Annotated in this window: 18 protein-coding genes; 12 read left to right on the top strand and 6 right to left on the bottom strand. The window is 62.4% G+C overall.

The annotated features are described in order from the left end of the window. Nucleotides 1–43: 43 nt before the first annotated feature. Entirely contained in the window at nt 44–823 is a 780-nt protein-coding gene (gene crc / locus AC3WLP_RS06520; protein WP_003253401.1) for a catabolite repression control protein Crc, read from the top strand. A gap of 33 nt (nt 824–856) precedes the next feature. Here crc and AC3WLP_RS06525 read toward each other — a convergent pair whose 3' ends face one another. Together AC3WLP_RS06525 and rph are read right to left on the bottom strand one after the other, a co-directional pair. Beyond that, a complete protein-coding gene (locus AC3WLP_RS06525; RefSeq protein ID WP_003253399.1) occupies nt 857–1,225 on the bottom strand; it encodes a DUF4870 domain-containing protein in 369 nt (122 codons plus the stop codon). A 23-nt stretch (nt 1,226–1,248) separates the two neighbouring features. Continuing rightward, nucleotides 1,249–1,971: a ribonuclease PH gene (gene rph, locus AC3WLP_RS06530; protein WP_003253397.1), complete on the bottom strand. Its 723-nt coding sequence runs from the start codon at nt 1,969–1,971 to the stop codon at nt 1,249–1,251. Between the two features lie 228 nt (nt 1,972–2,199). On the opposite strand from rph, the gene AC3WLP_RS06535 reads away from it, so the two are divergent. Further along, entirely contained in the window at nt 2,200–3,063 is an 864-nt protein-coding gene (locus AC3WLP_RS06535) for a YicC/YloC family endoribonuclease (protein WP_003253395.1), read from the top strand. A 13-nt stretch (nt 3,064–3,076) separates the two neighbouring features. Next, on the top strand, nt 3,077–3,697 hold the full coding sequence (gene gmk, locus AC3WLP_RS06540) for a guanylate kinase (RefSeq protein WP_004575215.1): 621 nt from the start codon (nt 3,077–3,079) through the stop codon (nt 3,695–3,697). A 528-nt stretch (nt 3,698–4,225) separates the two neighbouring features. On the opposite strand, the gene AC3WLP_RS06545 is transcribed toward gmk, so the two are convergent. The 3 genes from AC3WLP_RS06545 to AC3WLP_RS06555 form a co-directional block, all read right to left on the bottom strand. Beyond that, nucleotides 4,226–5,767, bottom strand: a complete 1,542-nt coding sequence (locus AC3WLP_RS06545; RefSeq protein WP_003253391.1) for an APC family permease — start codon at nt 5,765–5,767, stop codon at nt 4,226–4,228. Between the two features lie 119 nt (nt 5,768–5,886). Then, nucleotides 5,887–6,654, bottom strand: a complete 768-nt coding sequence (locus AC3WLP_RS06550; RefSeq protein WP_012054103.1) for a gamma-glutamyl-gamma-aminobutyrate hydrolase family protein — start codon at nt 6,652–6,654, stop codon at nt 5,887–5,889. A gap of 4 nt (nt 6,655–6,658) precedes the next feature. After that, complete coding sequence (locus AC3WLP_RS06555; protein ID WP_003253387.1) at nt 6,659–8,041, bottom strand: glutamine synthetase family protein; 1,383 nt, start codon at nt 8,039–8,041, stop codon at nt 6,659–6,661. A 205-nt stretch (nt 8,042–8,246) separates the two neighbouring features. Between AC3WLP_RS06555 and AC3WLP_RS06560 the strand changes: the two genes are divergently transcribed. The 5 genes from AC3WLP_RS06560 to AC3WLP_RS06580 all read left to right on the top strand — a co-directional run bounded on the left by AC3WLP_RS06560 (nt 8,247) and on the right by AC3WLP_RS06580 (nt 12,983). Then, nucleotides 8,247–9,119, top strand: coding sequence for a LysR family transcriptional regulator (locus AC3WLP_RS06560; protein WP_003253385.1), 873 nt, complete (start codon nt 8,247–8,249; stop codon nt 9,117–9,119). Between the two features lie 240 nt (nt 9,120–9,359). Further along, nucleotides 9,360–9,623 carry a DNA-directed RNA polymerase subunit omega gene (gene rpoZ / locus AC3WLP_RS06565; RefSeq protein WP_003253383.1) on the top strand — a complete coding sequence of 88 codons (264 nt, stop codon included), beginning with the start codon at nt 9,360–9,362 and terminating at the stop codon, nt 9,621–9,623. Between the two features lie 59 nt (nt 9,624–9,682). Beyond that, a complete protein-coding gene (gene spoT / locus AC3WLP_RS06570) occupies nt 9,683–11,791 on the top strand; it encodes a bifunctional GTP diphosphokinase/guanosine-3',5'-bis pyrophosphate 3'-pyrophosphohydrolase (RefSeq protein ID WP_003253381.1) in 2,109 nt (702 codons plus the stop codon). 23 nt (nt 11,792–11,814) lie between these two features. Further along, entirely contained in the window at nt 11,815–12,195 is a 381-nt protein-coding gene (locus tag AC3WLP_RS06575; protein WP_009684531.1) for a RidA family protein, read from the top strand. 56 nt (nt 12,196–12,251) lie between these two features. Further along, the gene (locus AC3WLP_RS06580; protein WP_012054105.1) at nt 12,252–12,983 is read left to right on the top strand and encodes a hypothetical protein; all 732 of its coding nucleotides are present in this window, start codon (nt 12,252–12,254) and stop codon (nt 12,981–12,983) included. A gap of 169 nt (nt 12,984–13,152) precedes the next feature. Here AC3WLP_RS06580 and AC3WLP_RS06585 read toward each other — a convergent pair whose 3' ends face one another. After that, nucleotides 13,153–14,010, bottom strand: coding sequence for an SDR family oxidoreductase (locus tag AC3WLP_RS06585; protein WP_019752798.1), 858 nt, complete (start codon nt 14,008–14,010; stop codon nt 13,153–13,155). 189 nt (nt 14,011–14,199) lie between these two features. On the opposite strand from AC3WLP_RS06585, the gene exbB reads away from it, so the two are divergent. The 4 genes from exbB to AC3WLP_RS06605 all read left to right on the top strand — a co-directional run bounded on the left by exbB (nt 14,200) and on the right by AC3WLP_RS06605 (nt 17,343). Continuing rightward, entirely contained in the window at nt 14,200–15,162 is a 963-nt protein-coding gene (exbB, locus tag AC3WLP_RS06590; protein WP_003253369.1) for a tonB-system energizer ExbB, read from the top strand. A 3-nt stretch (nt 15,163–15,165) separates the two neighbouring features. Beyond that, complete coding sequence (gene exbD / locus AC3WLP_RS06595; protein WP_003253367.1) at nt 15,166–15,594, top strand: TonB system transport protein ExbD; 429 nt, start codon at nt 15,166–15,168, stop codon at nt 15,592–15,594. Beyond that, nucleotides 15,591–16,322, top strand: coding sequence for an energy transducer TonB (locus AC3WLP_RS06600; RefSeq protein WP_010955804.1), 732 nt, complete (start codon nt 15,591–15,593; stop codon nt 16,320–16,322). The genes exbD and AC3WLP_RS06600 overlap by 4 nt, the downstream gene beginning before the upstream one ends. Nucleotides 16,323–16,416: 94 nt before the next feature. Beyond that, nucleotides 16,417–17,343, top strand: coding sequence for a hydrogen peroxide-inducible genes activator (locus tag AC3WLP_RS06605; protein WP_003253362.1), 927 nt, complete (start codon nt 16,417–16,419; stop codon nt 17,341–17,343). The last annotated feature ends 3 nt before the right edge of the window (nt 17,344–17,346 follow it).

Here is a 17,346-nt window from a genome sequence, read left to right on the forward strand (position 1 = left end):
TGAGCTCGGGTATCATACACGCACGAGATTTATGGGGCCATTTATGCGGATCATCAGTGTGAACGTAAATGGCATTCAGGCTGCGGCCGAGCGTGGTTTGCTCAGCTGGCTGCAAGCCCAGAATGCCGACGTCATCTGCCTTCAGGATACCCGCGCCTCGGCCTTTGAACTCGACGACCCAGCTTTCCAGCTCGATGGCTATTTCCTTTATGCCTGCGACGCGGAGGTGCCTGCCCAAGGTGGTGTGGCCCTTTACTCGCGCATGCAGCCCAAGGCAGTCATCACCGGCCTGGGCTTCGAGACAGCCGACCGCTACGGGCGTTACCTGCAAGCAGATTTCGACAAAGTCAGTATTGCCAGCCTGCTGCTGCCTTCGGGCATGAACGGCGACGAAGACTTGAACCAGAAGTTCAAGTTGATGGACGACTTCGCCAAGTACCTGGACAAGCAGCGTCGCAAGCGTCGCGAATACATCTACTGCGGCTCGTTCTACGTGGCGCAGCAGAAGCTCGACATCAAAAACTGGCGTGACAGCCAGCAGTCGCCAGGCTTCCTGGCGCCAGAACGCGCCTGGATGGATGCAATCACTGGCGAGATGGGGTATGTCGATGCCTTGCGCGAAGTCAGCCGTGAAGGCGACCAGTACAGCTGGTGGCCAGACAACGAGCAGGCCGAGATGCTCAACCTGGGCTACCGGTTCGACTACCAGATTCTCACCCCGGGCCTGCGCCGCTTCGTACGCAACGCTCGCCTGCCGCGTCAGCCACGCTTCTCCCAGCATGCGCCGCTGATCGTCGACTATGACTGGACGCTGACCATCTAAAAGGCCATTGGGGCTGCGTTGCAGCCCCAATGGCTATTTGATCGGCCGCCAGATCATCGGGTAGCGATAAGGCTTGCCCTCATTCGCCCGCACCGCCGCAATGATGATCAATATCATCACTGCCACCGTGAGCATGGCAAACAGCACCAGCCCGATAAACACGAACATCAGCAGAAAGCAGATGAACCCGGCAATGGTCACGCTGATTTGAAAGTTCAGCGCCTCTTTGCCCTGGGCGTCGATAAAAGGGTCTTGCTCGCGCTTGAGGTGCCATAGCACCAGCGGGCCCAGCAGGTGCCCGAGCGGCACTACCAGGCCCAACAGCGCGGAGAGGTGGCAGAACATCGCCCATTGCCGGATTTCGGCATTGGGCGGGGTGATCGACAGGTTCGAATCGCTCATGCCCCGCACCTCCGTGGCTGGCTTCAGTCAGCCAGTGCTGCCTGCTGCAGCTCGAAAATCTCGTTCATGCCCTTCTGCGCCAGAGCGAGCATGGCGTTGAAATCTTCCGGCTGGAACGGTGCGCCTTCGGCAGTACCCTGCACTTCGATGAAGCCACCAGCGCTGGTCATGACCACATTCAGGTCGGTTTCGGCTGCGGAGTCTTCCAGGTAGTCCAGATCAAGCACGGCTTCGCCCTGGTACATGCCTACCGACACGGCAGCGATCATGTGCTTGAGCGGGTTGCCGCCCTTGAGGCCGCCGCGCTTCTTGATCACTGCCAAAGCGTCGCACAAGGCAACCATGGCGCCGGTGATGGACGCGGTACGGGTACCGCCATCGGCCTGGATCACGTCGCAATCGACGTACAGGGTGATGTCACCGAGCTTGCTCATGTCCAGCGCGGCGCGCAGCGAACGGCCGATCAGGCGCTGGATTTCCAGGGTGCGGCCACCCTGCTTGCCACGGCTGGCCTCACGCTGGTTACGTTCGCCGGTGGAGCGCGGCAGCATGCCATACTCGGCGGTCAGCCAGCCTTGGCCCTGGCCTTTGAGGAAGCGCGGTACACCGTTTTCAACGCTGACCGTGCAGATGACTTTGGTGTCACCGAACTCGACCAGTACCGACCCTTCGGCGTGCTTGGTGTAGTTGCGGGTGATGCGGATCGAGCGGAGCTGATCGGCAACGCGACCACTTGGACGTTTCATCTGGGATACCTGTACTGGGACTTTGAATCTGCCGAGCATTATAGAGCCCGCAGCCCGGGGAAGACATGCCTATTGTCGCGCCCGGCACAGCCCGTCGCCTTTTCCTACCGCAGTAGCCACCCGTCGGTAACATAGGCGGATTGGGCGCCACGGCGACACTGCGCTACAATCCTGCGCCTTGCAGCCGAGAGGCTCCCACCGTTCATTCATCTACGCGAGGTACTCCCCATGGTGCACAGCATGACCGCTTTTGCTCGTGTCGAGCGCGCCGGCAGCCAAGGCACCCTGGTCTGGGAGCTGCGTTCGGTCAACCACCGTTACCTGGAGCCGCACCTGCGCCTGCCCGAGGCCCTGCGCGACCTCGAAGGCGGTGTACGTGAAGGCCTGCGCCAGGGCCTGTCACGCGGCAAGGTGGAATGCACCTTGCGCCTCAACGAAGACAGTAATGGCAAACCGCTGAAAGTGGACCATGAGCGCGCCAAGCAACTGGTTGCCGCCGCCGAAGAAGTGGCGGGCCTGATCAAGCAGCCTGCCCCCCTGAACCCGCTGGAAGTGCTGTCATGGCCAGGCGTGCTGGTGGCCGACACCAGCGACCCACAGGCACTGAACGCCGAAGCCATGGCGCTGTTCGACGAAGCGTTGGCCGAACTCAAGGCCGGGCGCCAGCGCGAAGGCCAGGAACTGGCGCGGCTGATCAACGAACGCCTGGACAACATGGCCAGCGAAGTCACGACCCTGCGCGCCCTGGTGCCGCAGATGCTGGCGGCGCAGCGGCAGAAGATTCTCGACCGCTTCGGCGACATGCAAGCCGAGCTGGACCCACAGCGCCTGGAGCAAGAGATGGTACTGCTGGCCCAGAAAAGCGACGTGGCAGAGGAGCTCGACCGCCTCAGCACCCACGTCACCGAAGTGCGCCGCGTGCTCAAGGGTGGCGGCGCCGCTGGCCGGCGCCTGGACTTCCTGATGCAGGAGCTCAACCGCGAGGCCAACACCCTTGGCTCCAAGGCCTTCGACCCACGCAGCACGCAAGCGGCGGTCAACCTGAAGGTACTGATCGAACAGATGCGTGAACAAGTACAGAACATCGAGTAAGGCCACCCCGACCATGAACCACAGCAGCGGCACCCTCTACATCGTTTCGGCCCCCTCGGGTGCCGGCAAGACCAGCCTGGTCACCGCCCTGACCAAAGACGACCAGCAGATTCGCGTCTCGGTCTCGCACACTACCCGCGCCATGCGCCCGGGCGAGCAGCACGGGGTGAACTATCACTTCGTCGTCCACGAGGAGTTCAAGACGCTGATCGCGCAAGGAGACTTTCTGGAGCATGCCGAAGTGTTCGGCAACTTCTACGGTACTTCGCGCAGCGCGCTGCAGCACACCCTGGACCAAGGCTACGACCTGATCCTGGAAATCGACTGGCAAGGTGCCCAGCAGGTGCGCAAGCTGATGCCAGAGGCGCTGTCGGTGTTCATCCTGCCTCCAAGTCAGGAGGCGCTTCGCCACCGCCTGGACGGACGCGGGCAGGACAGCGAAGAGATCATTGCCGGGCGCATGAAGGAAGCGGTCAGCGAGATGGTGCACTACGACGAGTATGACTACGTGATCATCAATGATGATTTCGACGCGGCGCTGGCAGACTTGAAAGCGGTGTTCCGCTCGAATCGGCTGCTGTTGAAGAAGCAGCAGCAGCGTCATGCGGCGCTGCTGAAGCAAATGATCGGCTAAAGATCGATGGGGGCTGCATTGCAGCCCTTCGCGGGCACGCCCGCTCCCACGGGTTAATCACTGCCTTGAGGCTTGTGCCGCACCTTTGGGAGCAACTGTCTTGCTCAATTTCTAAAAGCTGGCGCGATCCGAGTGGGAGCGGCCTTGTGTCGCGAAAGGGCCGCGAAGCGGCCCCAGCATTATTTGCATCGACGCTGAAATCCCGGGGCTGCTGTGCAGCCTTTTCGCGACACAAGGCCGCTCCCGCAAGGACTGCGCCAGGCTTTAGATGTGGACGGCGACTTTTAGGGCTTCCAGCGCCGGTTCGACCTTGATGCCCAGCACTGCCGCCAGTCCATTACCCGTGCCAGGTCCTGCTGCCCCACCATGACCATCTGCAGTTCATACCTGTAGGACACAACGGCGATCCTAGGGTTGATGGGTGGGTTTGCGGTGATGATGTTTCTCGATACCGCGCTGGGCTGAGGCTGAGCACCGGCCTGTGGGAGCGGGCGTGCCCGCGAAGGGCCGCAGAGCGGCCCCATTGGTTTATTCCTGCAGTGGCAAGGTAGCCTGCTGACGCAGGGTAGCCCCGAGGAAGTACGCCGGCGCACGCATGCGCGACAGCATCATCAGGCCGATACCAAGCACCGAGATGATCGCGGCAATCACGAACACCAGCCCCAGACCGCCCACATGCGAGCCGCTGCCAAAGTCCGGCGACGCACTGTCAATGGCGGTACGCACGAAGATCACCGACAAGATCACCCCACCCACCAGCGGGCACAGGCCGCGCATGATGAAGTGGCGCAGGCTGTCGAACAGGCTGCCGCGGAAATACCAGACGCAGGCAAACGCGGTCAGCGAATAGTAGAAGCAGATCATCATGCCCAATGCCGTGATGGTATCTGCCAGCACGTTCTCGCTCAGCGTACGCATGGTCACGTAGAACAGGCCTGCGGCCAGGCCGGCGCAGATGGTGGCATAGCGCGGCGTTTGCGAGCGCGGGCAGACGCTGGCGAACTTCTGCGGCACCGCGCCGTAATAACCCATGGCCAACAGGGTGCGCGCCGGCGCCACGAAGGTGGACTGCAGCGACGCCGCCGTACTGGCCAGCACAGCGATGGACATCAGGATCGCCAGCGGCCCCATGACCGGGCCGGCCAGGTGGGCAAAGACGTTCTCCTGGATGCGCGGGTTGTTCAGGCCCAGACCCGTTTCACTGATACCGGCAAACTGCAGGGTCGCGATGGCGGTGAACAGGTACAGGCCGAGAATCAACATCACGGTCCAGGTAGCGGCCTTGCCCGGCACCTCTTCGCTACCCACCGATTCTTCACTGACGGTCAAGCAAGTGTCCCAGCCCCAGAAGATGAAGATCGACAGTGACAGGCCAGCGGCAAAGGCCGAGAACGACTCGACACCGAACGGGTTGAACCAGGCGAAATCGAACGCCAGCGGTGGCGGCGCGGTGGTGCCGCCGAAAGCGGCGAAAGCAAAGCCGATCAACACCAGCAACTGCAGGGCCACCAAGCCGTACTGCACAGTCATTGTGGTGGCGATACCCCGACAGCAGATCCACACTGCCAAACCAATGAACACGCAACAGGTAACGATGTTGATCAACAGGTTGTCGGCCAACGCTGCCAGCTCATGCTTGCCGGTGATCTGGCCAAGGAACAGGTAGAAGAAGTCCACCGCCACACCTGCCAGGTTCGACAGCACGATCGTGGTGGCAACCACCAGTCCCCAGCCGCCGATCCAGCCGATCATCGGGCCGAATGCACGCGCCGACCAGGTAAACGAAGTCCCGCTGTCCGGCTCCGCCGAGTTCAGCTCGCGATAGCCCAGGGCAACCAGCAGCATCGGCAGGAAGCCCACGATGAACACGGCCGGCAGGTGGGCGCCCACCTCACGCACGGTCGGGCCAAGGGCCCCGGTCAGGGTATAGACCGGGGCGATGGTGGAAATGCCCAGCACCACGCTGGCCAGCAGGCCCAAGCGGCCCTTGGCCAGGCCTTTGCTGCGCTGAGTGTTGCCCGCGTCGGCCGCCACATCGGGTGGGCGGCCGGCTTCTGTGTAATTGCTCATGAGTATTTGCCGTAAATTTTGGAATTGTTTTAACAAGCCTTGGGTACAAGGCTCGCTTTCACTCATTGAAAGCTTGCTATCGGGGACGAGTCATCCGAGACCTTCGGCTGACGCCAGAATCATTCCTGCCGTGAGCCCTCCCGTGCTGCGTAGGCATTGCAGGCCTCGCGAAACGCCTGAAACAGACGCAGCGAAACCGGGTTTTCGTTGAAGCGCCACTCCGGGTGCCACTGCACCCCGAGCACAAAGCCCGGTGCCGCAGGCATGGACACCGCCTCGATCAGGCCATCCGGGGCCCGTGCCTCGACGCGCAGGCCTGGGGCCAGACGGTCGATGCCCTGGCTGTGCAGCGAATTGACCTCGAACTGCGCCGCCAGGCCCAGGCGCTCGAACAACCCGCCAGGCTCGATACTGACCGAGTGACGAGGGCTGTATTGCACCTCCAGGGGGGCATCCTCGGGTTCGCGGTGGTCAAGGTAGCCTGGCAGCTCCTGCACACGCTGGTGCAGGCTGCCGCCAAGGGCCACGTTCAGCTCCTGGTAGCCTCGGCAGATGCAGAATACGGGCACACCGACGGCAATGGCTGCCTGCAGCAGCGGCAGGGTCAGGCGATCACGCGCCAGATCATGCCGGGTACCCGCCACACTGGGGGCGCCATTGTAATGATGCGGCTCGATATTTGAAGGCGAGCCGGTAAAAACAATGCCGTGCAAGCGGGCCAGCAGCGCTTGCGTGTCGCTGCCGCCATCACGGGCCGGCAAGATCAGTGGCAAGCCGGCAAAGCCGGCGGCCTCGACATACTTGTCGCCGACCGTGTGCGAGGAGTTTTTCCCTACCTGCTGACGGCAGGCGCTGACACCGATCAAAGGGACCGCATTTGCGCTCATGGGCTTACACCGTGTGCAGGTACCAGTTGTACTCGAGGTCGGAAATCGACACTTCGAACTCGGCCAGTTCGCTTTCCTTGCAGGCCACGAAGATATCGATGTAGTCCGGGCTGATGTATTGGTTGAGGACTTCGCTGTCATCCAGCGCGCGCAGGGCATCGCGCAGGTTGTTCGGCAGGCTTTGCTCCAGCTGCTCGTAGGAGTTGCCTTCGATCGGCGCCTCGGGCTCGACCTTGTTGGTCAGGCCATGGTGAACGCCGGCAAGGATCGCCGCGAGCATCAGGTACGGGTTGGCATCGGCGCCGGCTACACGGTGCTCAAGGCGCACATTGTCGCTGCTGTCGGTGGGCACGCGTACGGCCACGGTGCGGTTGTCCAAGCCCCAGCTCGGCGCATTGGGCACGTAGAACTGCGCACCGAAGCGGCGGTAGGAGTTGATGTTGGGGCACAGGAAGGCCATCGACGCCGGCATGGTTTCCAGCACGCCACCAATGGCGTGGCGCAGCGTATCGCTTTGCAGCGGATCGTCACTGGCGAAGATGTTCTTGCCGGTTTTCTTGTCCAGCAATGAAATGTGCACATGCAGGCCGTTGCCTGCCTGGCCCGGGTAGGGCTTGGCCATGAAGGTGGTGTCCATTTCATGGTCGTAGGCGACGTTCTTGATCAGGCGCTTGAGCAGGATCGCATAGTCGCAGGCCTTCAGCGGATCCGCCACGTGGTGCAAGTTGACCTCGAACTGCGCTGGGGCGCTTTCCTTGACGATGGCGTCGGCAGGCAGGCCCTGTTCCTTGGCTGCTTCGAGCATGTCCTGCAAGCAGTCGGCGTACTCGTCGAGGTCGTCGATCAGGTACACCTGGGTCGACTGCGGGCGCTTGCCGGAGATCGGCGAGCGCGGCGGCTGCGGGCGGCCGTTGAGGTTGTCCTGGTCGATCAGGTAGAACTCCAGCTCGAACGCGGCGCAAATATCCAGGCCCAGGTCGTCGAACTTGCTCACCACCTGGCGCAGCACTTCACGCGGGTCGGCGAAGAACGGCTGGCCATCCAGCTCGTGCATGGTCATCAGCAGCTGGGCGGTGGGGCGCTTCTGCCACGGCTCGTCCGACAGCGTGCCGGGGATCGGGAAGCAGATACGGTCGGCGTCGCCGATGTCCAGGCCAAGGCCGGTGCTTTCGACAGTGGAACCGTTGATATCAAGGGCGAACAGCGATGCGGGCAGGTTGATGCCCTTCTCGTACACCTTGTGCAGGCTGGCCCGCTCGATGCGCTTGCCACGTACCACGCCATTCATGTCGGAGATCAGCAGGTCTACGTACTGCGTGTCCGGATGGGCCTGGAGGAAGTCATTCATCTCGCTGGAAGAACTGGCGCACGGGGTTACCGACGTCATGGTGTACATCCTTTGATGTGCTGCGGCGATGTGGGGATACGGCTGGCGCCTCACGGGCGACGATGGTTGCAGCTGTTGTTCTTTTCACTTTCCCATCGTGGGGACTGGTTACCCGACCGGGCGCATTGATTCCGGGGGGCCGTTTCACTATAAAATGGCCCAGACGCAACAGACATTGGCAATTTGGCAAGCAGAGCGTGCATCAATGCAATATCAGATAACCCACGCAGACCTCTCTCTGGTCCTGGCACTGGAACGTGGCCGCTCGCTGGCCAAAGCCGCCGAACTGCTCAAAGTCGACGTTTCGACCGTATTCCGCTCGATCCGCCGATTGGAGTCAGCGCTGGGCACTGCTTTGTTCGTCAAGAGCCGAAAGGGCTATCTGCCGACTGACACCGCACAGGCCTTGGCCGAGCAGGCCGAACGTGCCGAGCAGGCGCTGGAAGCGGCGCGCATTGCCATGACCAGTGGCGAGCAGGTGGTCAGCGGCACGGTGCGCCTGACCTGCACAGAGGCGGTGATGCACAGCCTGTTGCTGCCGGCGCTGGCCGAGTTCATGTCCAACTACCCGGCTTTGTCGCTGGAGATGGGCACCTCCAATACCTTCGCCAACCTCAGCCGGCGCGACGCCGACATCGCCCTGCGCCTGACCAACACACCTCCGGAGCACCTGGTTGGCCGCAACCTGGGTTCGACCTCCTATGTAGTCTGCGGCCAGCCACAGTGGCGCGAGCGCCTGAGCGAGTCCCCCGCCAGCGTGCCGTGGATCGCACCAGACGACTCGATGCAGGACCACCCTACGGTGGTCTGGCGCAACCAACAACACCCGGGCCTGAGCCCGCGCTACCAGTGCAGCAGCATGTCGACCATCGCCCAGTTGGTAATGGCCGGCCTGGGCGTGGCAGCACTGCCGGACTACATGGTGCATGCGCTGCCTGGGGTGGATGCTCTCAGCGGTCCCCTGCCCGGCTGCGACACTCAGCTGTGGTTGCTGACCCGGCCGGATTGCCGGGCGTTGCGCTCGGTGCAGACCTTGTTCGAAGAGCTGACCCCGCGGTTGCGTGACGCGATGCTCTGAGGTTATCGTCAAGCTCATGCACTGAGGGTGTCTGTTCCGGCCCTTTCGCGGGTAAACCCGCCGCGACAAGCTACGCGGTCCCTGTAGGAGCGGGTTCACCCGCGAAGAAGGCATCGCAGGGTTTGCAGGTACCGCCCGGCAAAACAGCGCTTCCCTATTGGCTGGTGAATTTTTATACTATCGAGTCCGCCTGCCCATTAATGGGCTGCACGCCCACCGCAATTGCTACTGAGGAAGACCATGGCCCGCGTAACTGTTGAAGACTGCCTGGAACACGTGGATAACCGCTTTGAGCTGGTCATGCTCTCGACCAAGCGCGCTCGCCAGCTGGCGACCGGCGGCAAAGAGCCACGCGTTGCGTGGGAAAACGACAAGCCAACCGTTGTTGCCCTGCGTGAAATTGCCGAAGGCATCGTCACCAACGAGTTCATCGCCGCTGAAGAGATCGTCACCGAGGATCCGGTGTTCGCCGCGTTCGAGGACGAGAACAACGAGGCTGTCTGATTGATGCCAGGTCGACGTCGTACGGCGCAAGGCCCTCTTCCTCGGCAGGAGGTGAACCCATGCCGGGTATAGAAGCCTTGGCCGAACGGCTGTCGACCTATCTTGGCCCCGAACAGGTCAACCTGGTTCGGCGTGCCTATTTCTACGCCGAACAGGCTCACGATGGGCAACGCCGCCGCAGTGGCGAGCCCTACGTGACCCACCCGCTGGCCGTGGCCAGCATCCTCGCCGACATGCACATGGACCATCAGAGCCTGATGGCGGCCATGCTGCACGATGTGATCGAAGACACCGGCATCGCCAAGGAAGCCCTCAGCCAGCAGTTTGGCGAGACCGTGGCCGAACTGGTCGATGGGGTCAGCAAGCTGACCCAGATGAATTTCGAGACCAAGGCCGAGGCACAGGCGGAAAACTTCCAGAAGATGGCCATGGCCATGGCCCGCGATATCCGCGTGATCCTGGTCAAGTTGGCCGACCGCCTGCACAACATGCGCACCCTGGAAGTGCTGTCTGGCGAAAAACGCCGGCGCATCGCCAAGGAAACCCTCGAGATCTACGCCCCCATCGCCAACCGCCTGGGGATGCACACCGTGCGCGTGGAGTTCGAAGACCTTGGCTTCAAGGCCATGCACCCAATGCGCTCGTCGCTGATTCATCGTGCAGTGAAGAGCGCACGCGGCAACCGCAAAGAAATCGTCGCCAAGATCGAGCACTCGCTGGCCAACTGCCTGTCCGCCGACGGCATCGAGGGCGAGGTCAGCGGTCGGCAGAAACACCTCTATGGCATCTACAAGAAGATGCGCGGCAAGCGCCGTGCCTTCAACGAGATCATGGACGTGTATGCCTTCCGCATCATTGTCGACAAGGTTGACACCTGCTACCGCGTGCTCGGCGCCGTGCACAACCTGTACAAGCCGCTGCCTGGACGCTTCAAGGATTACATCGCGATCCCCAAGGCCAACGGCTACCAGTCGTTGCACACGACCCTGTTCGGCATGCACGGCGTGCCCATCGAAATCCAGATCCGCACCCGCGAAATGGAAGAGATGGCCAACAACGGCATCGCCGCGCACTGGCTGTACAAGTCAAACGACGACGAGCAGCCCAAGGGCAGCCACGCGCGTGCCCGCCAGTGGGTCAAGGGTATCCTCGAACTGCAGCAACGTGCCGGCAACTCCCTGGAATTCATCGAGAGCGTGAAGATCGACCTGTTCCCGGACGAGGTCTACGTGTTCACGCCCAAAGGCCGGATCATGGAGTTGCCCAAAGGCTCCACGGCCGTCGACTTCGCCTACGCGGTGCACACCGACGTTGGCAACAGTTGCATCGCGTGCCGCATCAACCGCCGCCTGGCGCCGCTGTCCGAACCGCTGCAAAGCGGCTCGACAGTGGAAATCGTCAGCGCCCCGGGCGCTCGGCCCAACCCGGCCTGGCTCAACTTTGTGGTCTCAGGCAAGGCACGCACGAATATCCGCCACGCGCTCAAGCAACAGCGCCGTTCCGAATCCATCAGCCTGGGCGAGCGCCTGCTGAACAAGGTGCTCACTGGCTTTGACAGCAGCCTAGAGAAAATCCCCCAGGAACGCATCGAGTCTATTCTCGCCGAGTACCGCCTGGAGCTGATAGAAGACCTGCTCGAAGACATCGGCCTGGGCAACCGCATGGCCTACGTGGTCGCGCGCCGCCTGCTGTCGGCCGAAGGGGAACAGTTGCCGGCGCCAGAAGGCCCGCTGGCGATCCGCGGTACCGAAGGCCTGGTGCTGAGCTACGCCAAGTGCTGCACGCCGATCCCGGGTGACCCGATTGTCGGCCACCTGTCGGCCGGCAAAGGCATGGTCGTGCACCTGGAAAACTGCCGCAACATCAGTGAAATCCGCCACAACCCCGAAAAGTGCGTGCAACTCTCCTGGGCCAAGGACATCACTGGCGAGTTCAATGTCGAACTGCGTGTCGAACTGGAACACCAGCGGGGGCTGATCGCCCTGCTGGCCAGCAGCGTCAACGCCGCCGACGGCAACATTGAGAAGATCAGCATGGACGAACGCGACGGCCGTATCAGCGTGGTCCAACTGGTGGTCAGCGTGCACGACCGCGTGCACCTGGCGCGTGTGATCAAGAAGCTGCGTACCCTGACCGGTGTGGTCCGCATCACCCGCATGCGTACGTAGTCCGCCAACCGCAAGGAGTCATCATGAGCAAAACCGTCATCAACAGCGACAAGGCCCCTGCCGCCATCGGCACCTACTCGCAGGCGATCAAGGCCGGCAACACCGTGTACATGTCGGGCCAAATCCCTCTGGACCCGAAGACCATGGAACTGGTCGAAGGCTTCGAAGCCCAGACCGTGCAGGTGTTCGAGAACCTCAAGGCCGTGGCTGAAGCTGCTGGCGGTTCGTTCAAGGACATCGTGAAACTGAACATCTTCCTCACAGACCTGAGCCACTTCGCCAAGGTAAATGAGGTGATGGGCCGCTACTTCGAACAGCCCTACCCGGCCCGCGCCGCCATCGGCGTTGCCGCGCTGCCGAAAGGCGCCCAGGTCGAAATGGACGCCATCCTGGTCATCGAATGATGCCCTGGTGACGGGCCCTGCCCGTCACCCTCCTTCCTCTGCAAGGTTACCCCGTCATGCGTCAAGCACTGCCCTTCGCGCTGGCAGCCCTGCTACTGGGCGGCTGCACCAGCCACAAACCCGAAGATTTCAACGGCATCTGGATCAACCAGGAAGCCATCACTGCGGCGGTCAAAGCCGGCAGCCTGCGCCAGGCGCTGAATGAGCACGGCCCAGTGTTCGAGTGGAAGCTCGACGTGGCCAATCAGCAAGCTAGCTATAGCAATGGTTTCGAGGCCGCTGACGGCCAGCTGAGCGCCAATGAAAAGCAATGGCAGGCCCGTTTCCAAGGCGGCCAGACCGAGCAGCTTTCGCTCGATGGCGACGAGCTGCTGGCCGTCGACCAGAACGGCACCAAGCAAACCTTCGTGCGCGCCAAGACACCGGCGGCAGCCAATGCACCACTGGGCAGCAGCTTCGAGAAGGCGCTTTACCAGGCCTACCTGGGTGGTGACTGGAAGATCGTCGACGGCCAAGGCAAAGGTGCCAGTGTACGCTTCAGCGATACCGGCAACGTCACCGGCCTACCGGGGCCGGACCGCTTCGCCCTGTGCCTGGCAGGTGATTGCGCGACCATGGGTGGCAACAATGACAGCCTGTGGCTGGAGCGCAACCAGCGTGGCGCACCGTTCATCATCAAGCGCGATGGTGACAAGCTGGAGATTTTCCAGGCAGTGAACCGTGCCCAGCCGGATGAAATGCCAGAGCTGGCAGCGGGCAAGCGTCAATGGGCGCTGGAGCGCAGCTGAGATGATGCGCGGTTCCTGTAGGAGCGGGGTTACCCGCGAAGAAGACACCGCGGTGGATGGCACGGGCTTCGCCCGTGTTCGCGGGCAAGCCCGCTCCCACAGGGATCGCGCCAGCTTTTAGAAATTGAGCAAGACAGTTGCTCCCACAAGGGACCGCGCCACCTGCCAGCTAGGCTTTTCCTGCCAGAATCGCGGCGTAGCCTTCCTTGTAGCTCGGATACTCAGGCGCCCAGCCGAGCGCCCGCGCCCGGGCATTGCTGCAGCGCTTGCTGCCAGTACGCCGCACCCGCTGCTCATCGGACCATTCGGTAACGCCCATATACGCCCGCAGCCAGGCCACCACATCGGCCAGTGGCGCCGGGTCGTCATCAACGCCAATGTAGCAGTCGTCCAGAGCCTTGCCATCAGCATCGGCCTGCAGCAGAAACGCCAGCAGGCTGGCGGCATCTTCGGCATGAATGCGGTTGCCATACAGCGGTGGCTCCTCGGCAACGCGGTAACCCTGACGCACCTGGCTCAGCAACCACTCACGCCCAGGGCCATAGATACCGGTCAGGCGGACCACGCTCGCCGGGATGCCGCTGGCCAGTGCCAACCGTTCAGCCTCCAGCATCACACGCCCGGAATAGCCCTCAGGCTCGGTGGCAGCGCCCTCCTCTATCCACTCGCCGCCTTTCTGCGCATACACACTGCTGCTTGAGATGAACAGCAGGCGACGCGGGCGCTGGCCACGCTCGGCCAACCAGGCCAACACATGGCGCAAACCATCGACATAGGCTGCTTGGTAACCCGCCTCATCGTGCTGGCTGGCCGCCACGCAGTACACCAGGTAGTCCAGCGGGCCCTGTGGCCAGGCCTGCGGTATCGACGGTTCGGCCAAATCTGCGGCAACCGGCTGAACCCCTGCGGGCAGCTGACCAACAGAACGGCGCAGGCCGCTCACCTGCCAGCCTTTAGCCAACATCTGCTTGGCCAGACGCCCACCCACATCACCACAACCCACCACCATCACGGAAAGGTCTGACATCTCTAAACTCCCTAGACCAATTGATCAGCCTGGCCACGCTACACGATGGGCGGCTAGACCATAGGCGAAAAAAGCTACAATATTACTTTTGTTAACAAGAATTACTTGCAATAATGGCCGCCAAATTGTTCTCGGCCTACATCGAGGCCTTGGAGAACGTTCACTTTTTCTTCATCAGGTCCGGCCAGCATGACACGTACTCAACCTTCCGCTTCGCCAACCCCGTCGCGCGCCTGGCGCGCCATCGCCGCGCTGACACTCAGCCTGGTGCTGGCCCCGGTGGCCATGGCCGATGAGCCAACCACCAACGCAGCCACACCTGCGGCTGCTACTGCCCCGGCCGCATCCGCTGCTGCCCCGGTCGATGCGCCGGCGCCTGGTGCCACTGCCACCAACCCGGCAGATGCAGACCCAAGCGTTCAAGCCCTGGTCGAAGACACCTCGCTGGGCATGGCCCATGACCTGTCCCCATGGGGCATGTACAAGAACGCCGACATCGTGGTGAAGATCGTCATGATCGGCCTGGCCATCGCCTCCATCATCACCTGGACCATCTGGATTGCCAAAGGCTTCGAGCTGATGGGCGCCAAGCGCCGCCTGCGGGGTGAAATCGCCCAGCTGAAGAAGTCCACCACCCTGAAGGAAGCCAGCGAGGTTTCCAACAAGGAAGGCACCCTGGCCCATACCCTGGTCCACGATGCCCTCGAAGAGATGCGCCTTTCGACTAACGCCCGCGAAAAAGAAGGCATCAAGGAGCGCGTCAGCTTCCGTCTGGAGCGCCTGGTGCATGCCAGCGGCCGTACCATGAGCAGCGGCACCGGCGTCCTCGCAACCATCGGCTCCACTGCGCCGTTCGTTGGCCTGTTCGGTACCGTATGGGGCATCATGAACAGCTTCATCGGCATCGCCAAGACCCAGACCACCAACCTGGCCGTCGTTGCCCCAGGTATCGCCGAAGCGCTGCTGGCCACTGCTCTGGGCCTGGTCGCGGCAATCCCGGCCGTGGTCATCTACAACGTCTTCGCCCGCTCCATTGCCGGTTACAAGGCGCAGGTGTCCGATGCCTCCGCCCAGGTACTGCTGCTGGTAAGCCGTGATCTGGACCACCAGGGTAGCGAGCGCGCCGCCCCGCACATGGTGAAAGTGGGGTAAGCCATGGGCCTGCATCTCAACGAAGGTGGCGACGACCTCGCCGAAAACCACGAAATCAACGTTACGCCGTTCATCGACGTGATGCTGGTGCTGCTGATCATCTTCATGGTCGCCGCCCCCTTGGCCACGGTCGACATCAAGGTCGACCTGCCGGCCTCAACCGCCAAACCGGCGCCAAGGCCAGAGAAACCGGTGTTCGTCAGCGTCAAGGCCGACCAGAAGCTGTATGTCGGCGACGATCAGGTTGCTGCACCCGACCAGCTTGGCCCGATGCTCGACGCCAAGACCAAGGGTGACAAGGAAACCACCATCTTCTTCCAGGCTGACAAAGGCGTGGATTACGGCGACCTGATGGAGGTGATGAACAACATGCGCGCGGCCGGCTACCTGAAAGTCGGTCTGGTAGGTCTCGAGACGGCAGCCAAGAAATGATGAAAACGCGCTCTAACATGGCGCGCTACGGTGGCAGCCTGGCGATCGTGCTGGGTGTGCACGTGGTCGCCGTGCTGCTGACGCTCAACTGGTCGGTACCACAGGCCATCGAACTGCCCCCGGCAGCGATGATGGTCGAACTGGCACCGTTGCCGGAGCCTGCGCCACCACCACCCCCAAAGGCAGCTCCGCAGCCACCGGCACCGGTCGAGGAACCACCGTTGCCGAAGCTGGCAGAAGCGCCCAAGCCCAAGATCGCCATCCCCAAGCCGCCCAAGCCAAAGGCCAAGCCCCAGCCGCCCAAGCCCGAGAAAAAGCCTGAGCCGCCGAAGGAAGCACCACCCACCGAGCAAACGGTGGACGCACCGCCCAGCAACTCGCCACCGCAGAAGTCCGCGGCACCGGCACCGAGCATTGCGTCCAACAGCAACGCCCTGCCAACCTGGCAGAGCGACCTGCTGCGCCACCTTGCCAAGTACAAGCGTTACCCAGAAGACGCGCGCCGTCGTGGCCTGCAAGGCATGAACCGCCTGCGCTTCGTGGTCGACGCCGAAGGCAAGGTCGTGTCGTACTCCATGGCCGGTGGCTCGGGCAGTGCCGCACTGGACCGGGCGACCCTGGAAATGATCCGTCGGGCCGGCACGGTACCCAAGCCGCCACCCGAGTTGCTGAACAATGGCACGATTGAAGTCGTGGCACCGTTCGTCTACTCACTGGACCGCCGCTAAGACTTTTGTTTCTGTCACAATTCGGCAAGTCTGATAACGTGCGTCTATCAATTGCAGCCGCTATGCTGGGCTCGCAACTTCATGGACGCACGTTATGACCCTCACAGAATTACGCTACATCGTCACACTCGCCCAGGAACAGCACTTCGGCCATGCCGCCGAGCGCTGTCATGTGAGCCAACCCACCCTGTCGGTCGGTGTGAAGAAGCTCGAGGACGAGCTTGGCGTTCTGATCTTCGAGCGCAGCAAAAGCGCAGTACGTCTGACCCCGGTCGGCGAAAACATCGTCGCCCAAGCGCAGAAGGTACTGGAGCAGGCCCAAGGCATTCGCGAGCTGGCCCAGGCCGGCAAAAATCAGCTGACCGCTCCGCTCAAGGTCGGCGCTATCTACACCGTCGGCCCCTACCTGTTCCCGCACCTGATCCCGCAGCTGCACCGCGTAGCGCCGCAAATGCCGCTGTACATCGAAGAAAACTTCACCCACGTACTGCGCGAAAAGCTGCGCAATGGTGAACTGGACGCGGTGATCATCGCCCTGCCGTTCAACGAAGCCGACGTGCTGACGCTACCGCTATACGACGAACCGTTCTGCGCCCTGATGCCTGCCGACCACCCATGGACGGCGAAGAAGACCATCGACACCGCCATGCTCAACGACAAGAGCCTGCTGCTGCTTGGTGAGGGCCACTGCTTCCGTGACCAGGTACTGGAAGCCTGCCCTACCCTGAACAAGGGGGGTGAAGGCTCACGGCACACCACGGTTGAGTCCAGCTCGCTGGAAACCATCCGTCACATGGTGGCTTCCGGCCTTGGCGTATCGATCCTGCCGCTGTCGGCAGTGCACAGCCATCACTATGCCCCCGGCGTCATCGAAGTGCGCCCGCTGACGGCACCGGCACCGTTCCGCACGGTCGCCATCGCCTGGCGCGCCAGCTTCCCGCGGCCAAAGGCCATCGAGATCCTCGCCGACTCGATCCGCCTGTGCTCGGTCGCCAAAAACCCTGCGGAACAACCGGCCTGAGTC

It is taken from the genome of Pseudomonas sp. FW305-E2 (assembly GCF_058782925.1).